This is a genomic window from Actinomycetota bacterium, from assembly GCA_030776725.1.
GTDB lineage: Bacteria > Actinomycetota > Nitriliruptoria > Nitriliruptorales > JAHWKO01 > JAHWKW01.
The window spans coordinates 1-4,928 of the sequence record JALYHG010000282.1; the positions used below are offsets into that span (position 1 = coordinate 1).

Here is a 4,928-nt window from a genome sequence, read left to right on the forward strand (position 1 = left end):
ATGACGCTGATGACCTGGATGGAGCGGGGCACCCGGTCCATGCTCGGCAAGCTCACCGCTGCGGTCGTGACGGCGTTCCTGCTGGCCGGCACGCCGATGCTGCACTCGATCGTGACCTCCCTGGAGATGTTCGCCGCGTTGCACGTCGGCGCCCCGTTCGGCTACCTCGACTGGCTCGGCGTCTTCGCCTGGTCGGTGCTCGGCAACCTGATCGGAGGGGTCGGGCTGATCACCACCCTGCGTCTGGTCCAGGTCGGCCGTCGGAAGGTCGACGAGGAACGCGCCCGTCCCTCGCATCAGGCCGCCGCTTGACCTCCGACCTGGTCGGGGTGGTGCTGGCCGCCGGCGCGGGGACGCGCCTGCGGCCGCTCACGCACGTCCGTCCCAAGGCGCTGTGCCCGGTCGACAACGTCGCGTTGGTCGACCGGGCCCTCGCCCGGCTCCGCCCCGTCGTCAAGCGGATCGCGGTGAACGTCTGCCACGGCCGTGACCAGCTCGAAGCCCACCTCGCCGCGCGCGGCGTGCACGTCTCGATCGAGGCGCCACAGGCGCTGGGGACCGCCGGGGCGCTCGGTCAGCTGCGCGACTGGGTCGACGGGCGAGACGTGCTGGTGCTCAACGTCGACGTCTACCACCCGCACGCCCTCGACAGCTTCGTGGCCGGTTGGGACCGGTCACGGGTGCGGCTGTTGACCGTCCGCGATCTCCCGCGGGCAGACTTCGACGGGCGGCGCTACTGCGGTGCGGCTGTCTTGCCGTGGACGGTGGTCCGCGACATCCCCGCGGAGCGGCTCGGGTTGCACCAGGCGGTGTTCGCGCCGCACGCCGACACCGGCCGCCTCGAGCTCGTCGAGAGCACCGTGGCGTACTTCGACTGCGGGACCCCCGGCGAGTACCTCGCTGCCAACCTGGCCGCCTCGGGGGGTGAGAGCGTGATCGGGGAGGGCGCCGTGATCGAAGGCGAGGTGGTGCGGTCGGTGGTGTGGCCGGGGGCGCGGGTTCGTCCCGGAGAGCGGCTGGTCGACGCAATCCGAGCGACCGACGACATCACCGTCCACGTCCACGGACCCGAACGGCCGTGAACGACTGTTAGGTTCTGTCTGCACCGGATCATGTGGAGGTCGCGTTCCCGTGACAGCCACACTGCCGGCGCCCCGCTACGGGCAGGCGTCCCTGGCCGACCTCGGCTGTGCGCTCCTGCGCGCCACCGGGGTGACCGACGAGCCCGACGTGATCAGCCTGCCGTCGGCGGCGCGGGTGTGCCTGCTGGTGGTGGATGCGCTCGGATGGGAGGCCCTGACCGCCCACGCCGACCTGGCCCCGTTCCTGCACCGCGCCGCCCGCTCCGACCCCCTCGACGCCGCCTTCCCCACGACCACCGCCGCCAGCCTGGGAGCGATCGGGACCGGCCGCCCGGCCGGGGTCCACGGCCTGACCGGGGCGACCGTGGCACTGGCGGACCACACCCGTCCCATGAACGTCCTGGCGTGGAAGCTCCACGGCGTGGGACCACGGGTGCACCTGGACGAGACGGTCGTCCCCGAGGCGTTCCAGCCGGCACCGACCGTGTTCGAGCGGGCCGCCGCCGCGGGGCTGCGTCCCGTGGCGGTCGGACCCTCCAAGCACGCCGGATCGGGGTTGTCGCGGGCGATCATGCGCGGCGCCGTGCAGGTCGAGGCCGACACGCCCGCCGACCTGGTGACGCTGACGCTCGGGGCGCTGGCAGCCGCCGAACGTCGGCTCGTCTACGCCTACCACGGTGGCCTCGACCGCGTCGGGCACATCCACGGCGTGAACAGCGCTCAGTGGCGACGCGAGCTGGCGCGGATCGACGCCCTCGTCGCACGGCTCGCGCACGAGCTGCCCGACGCCACGCTCCTGATGGTCACCGGCGACCACGGGATGGTCGACGTCCCCCGGGCCCGGCAGGTGGAGGTGACCGACCACCCGGAGCTGATGGAAGGCGTGCGTGTGCTGGCCGGGGAGCCGCGGTGCCGCCACGTCCACACGCAACCCGGCGCCGCCAGCACGGTGCTCGCCGCGTGGGGATCGCAACTGGGGGCCGTCGCCGCGGTGGTGTCGCGGGAGGAAGCCGTGCAGGCCGGCTGGTACGGCCCCCACGTCCCCGATCGGGTCCGCGGGCGGATCGGGGACGTCGTCGCGGTCGCCACCGACGCGATCGCGATCGTGCAGAAGCACGTCGACCCCCAGCAGCGTGAGCTGGTCGGCCACCACGGGGCGCTCACCGACGCTGAGCGGCTGGTCCCGCTGGTCGTGGTGGCCTGAACCCGACCCGGTCGGCGTCACGGGGGTCGGTCACTCGTGGTGTTCGCGTTCGTAGAGCCGCTCGGTGTCCTCGCGGCGGCAGAGCTGGGTGCCGGGGGTCATCACCGCCGCCGCGCCCGCCGCCAACCCGAACCGGGCCGCCTCGACCAGATCCCAGCCGCGCGCCAGGGCGGTCACGATCCCACCGACCATGCTGTCGCCGGCACCGACCCGGCTACGGATCGGCACGGTCGGGGCCCGCAGGGCACGGCCTTCCTCCCCCCGCACGGCCAGGTACGCCCCGCCGGCACCGAGCGACAGCAGCACCACGTCAGCGGCTCGCGAGTCGACGAGGTCCTCGGCGGCACGCTCGAGGTCGGCTTCCTCAGGCAGGTCCCCACACAGGTCGCGGAGCTCGCTGGCGTTGGGTTTGAGCAGGTACGCCCCGGCGTTGGCGACCGCACGCAGGGGCGCCCCGGACGTGTCGACCACGACCCGGCAGTCGTCGGGCGCCTCGCGGACCATGCGGGCGTACAGGTCCTCGGGGACACCGGGCGGGAGGCTGCCGCTGGCGACGAGGTAGCGAGCCCCCAGCGCGGTGGCCGCGGCCAGGCAGCGGCGCCACTCGTCTTCGGCGAGGCTGCCGCCGGGCATCACGAAGCGGTACTGGGACGGGGTGTCCGACTCCGACACGTGCAGGTTGGTCCGGGTGGGTTCGCCGACGGTGACCGGGCGGCTGTCGACGCCTTCCTCCTCGAGGAGTTCGTGCAACTGTCGGCCAGGAGGGCCGCCGGCCGGGTACACCGCGACGGCGCTCCCCCCGAGCCGGCCCACCACCCGCGCGACGTTGATCCCGCCGCCACCCGGTTCGACCTCGGGCCGCGTGCAGCGCAGCTTCTCGTCGGCGACGACCCGGTCGACGTGCGTGGCGCTGTCCAACGCCGGGTTCAACGTGAGCGTGGCGATGCTCGTCATAGCCGTGGCCTCCCGCAGCGTGCGGCGACGCCGGGCGCTCCAGACCGTGCCCTGCCTCGACGCGCGCGCTCCGTTAGCATGCCCGGTCCGCGACGGGGGGAGCCACACGTGCCCGATCGGGCAACCGCCCGGACGTCGACGTGGACGATCGTCCGCGTCACCACGCTGTTGGCCGTCGCCGCCGCACTGAGCCTGCCGGGGCGGCCATCGCCACCCGGCGACGCACCCACGAGCCAGGTGCGGTCGCTGACGGTCGACGCGTGGGCCGCGGCGGACGCTGACGGCTGGCACCACGGAACGGCGGTGCAGCAGCACGCGGTTCTGGTCGGTGCCGACTGGGACGCTCCGGCCGAGATCGAGCTCCAGGTCCGCGGGCGTGACACCGGCGGGTGGGGCCCGTGGTTCCCGGTCGAGGTCGACGCCGACGGTGACCACGACACCGGCTCCGAGCCGGTCTGGCTCGGCCAGGTCCAGGCGTTCCAGTTCCGGGTCCGCGGCGACACGCCGGCGCTGGACGTCACCCGCATCAGCATGGACGGGGACGCTGGCCTGGCGTACGACCCGCTCGGCCGTCCGGGCGCTGCCTACGCCGCCCCGGCCACCCCCGAGTTCGTCTCACGCAGCGACTGGGATCCCAACGGAGAGTGCCGACCGCGCAAGCCAGCCCGGTACGCCACCGACGTGCAGATGGCGTACGTTCACCACACCGCGATCTTCCCCAGCTACGCGCCGGAAGAGGCCGACGACGTGGTCCGGGCCATCTGCCTGTTCCACGTGCGACAACGGGGCTGGTCGGACATCGGGTACAACTTCCTGGTCGACCAGTACGGGCGGGTCTTCGAAGGCCGCGCCGGCGGGGTCGAACGACCCGTGATCGGGGCGCACGCCTCCGGCTTCAACGACCACTCGGTGGGCGTGTCGGTCATCGGTGACTTCGACAAGAAGCCGGTCCCAGCCCCGGCCCTGGAGGGGCTGGCCCGGGTGATCGCGTGGAAGGCCGCCGTCCACAACCTGGACCCGGTGGGATGGACCGACGTGGTGACGTCCACCGACGTCAGCCCCAAGCTGTCGCGGCACCAACCGGGGTCGACCGTGACGCTCCCCGTCGTCTCCGGCCACCTCGAGACGGCCGCCAACACCTCGTGCCCGGGACGCCACCTGTACGCCGTGTTGGGTGACGTCCGCGAGCGCGCCGCCGAGTTGGCCGCCGCGTGGCCGGACGGCCCACCGCTGCTGGCCGCCGGGCCGACCGCGTTCGCAGCCGACGGAACCGACATCTCAGCGGTCGGCGCTGGGCTCCCCGCTACGCAGCCGGGCCTGCGCCTGTCGCCGCGGAGCGCGCTGCAGCTGGCTCTGCTGGCGATGGCGGGGTCGACCCGTCTACGGTACGGGTCGCGATCCGATGGCGGAGGCCGGGTGATGGGGTCATCCGCGTAACCCGCCAGCACCGCGATCGTTGTCAGGCTTGTGCGCCGTGTGCTGCGCGGCGCGGAAGTTGGGTCATGCCAGGGGGCGCCCCTCACCCCGGCCCTGAGCTAGGGAGTACTCACTATGGGCTCACGTATCCGTAAGCGCCTCACGGCCATCGCCGGGGTGGTCGCCCTTCTGGCACTGGGGGCGCCGGGCGCCTCCGCGCAGGTGCCGCTTGAACTGGCGCCCTTCTCGGCGTACTCCAACGGGGCGGTGAT

General features: G+C 73.3%; 5 protein-coding genes. 4 read left to right on the forward strand and 1 reads right to left on the reverse strand.

The annotated features are described in order from the left end of the window. The 3 genes from M3N57_13530 to M3N57_13540 all read left to right on the forward strand — a co-directional run. The coding region (locus M3N57_13530) for a formate/nitrite transporter family protein (protein ID MDP9023688.1) at positions 1-312 on the forward strand (312 nt) is incomplete at its 5' end. Beyond that, on the forward strand, positions 309-1,082 hold the full coding sequence (locus tag M3N57_13535; GenBank protein MDP9023689.1) for an NTP transferase domain-containing protein: 774 nt from the start codon (positions 309-311) through the stop codon (positions 1,080-1,082). The genes M3N57_13530 and M3N57_13535, both read left to right, overlap by 4 nt. Before the next feature lie 49 nt (positions 1,083-1,131). Next, positions 1,132-2,286, forward strand: coding sequence for an alkaline phosphatase family protein (locus tag M3N57_13540; GenBank protein ID MDP9023690.1), 1,155 nt, complete (start codon positions 1,132-1,134; stop codon positions 2,284-2,286). Between the two features lie 30 nt (positions 2,287-2,316). Here the strand turns inward: M3N57_13540 and M3N57_13545 are convergent, their stop codons facing one another. Beyond that, complete coding sequence (locus M3N57_13545) at positions 2,317-3,240, reverse strand: 1-phosphofructokinase family hexose kinase (GenBank protein MDP9023691.1); 924 nt, start codon at positions 3,238-3,240, stop codon at positions 2,317-2,319. A gap of 108 nt (positions 3,241-3,348) precedes the next feature. On the opposite strand from M3N57_13545, the gene M3N57_13550 reads away from it, so the two are divergent. Continuing rightward, the gene (locus M3N57_13550) at positions 3,349-4,677 is read left to right on the forward strand and encodes an N-acetylmuramoyl-L-alanine amidase (protein ID MDP9023692.1); all 1,329 of its coding nucleotides are present in this window, start codon (positions 3,349-3,351) and stop codon (positions 4,675-4,677) included. Positions 4,678-4,928 lie beyond the last annotated feature (251 nt).

What these genes read in the sequence shown, in the direction of transcription:
- M3N57_13545 (MDP9023691.1), bottom strand. Translation starts at nt 3,240, where the DNA reads ATGACGAGCATCGCCACGCTCACGTTGAACCCGGCGTTGGACAGCGCC.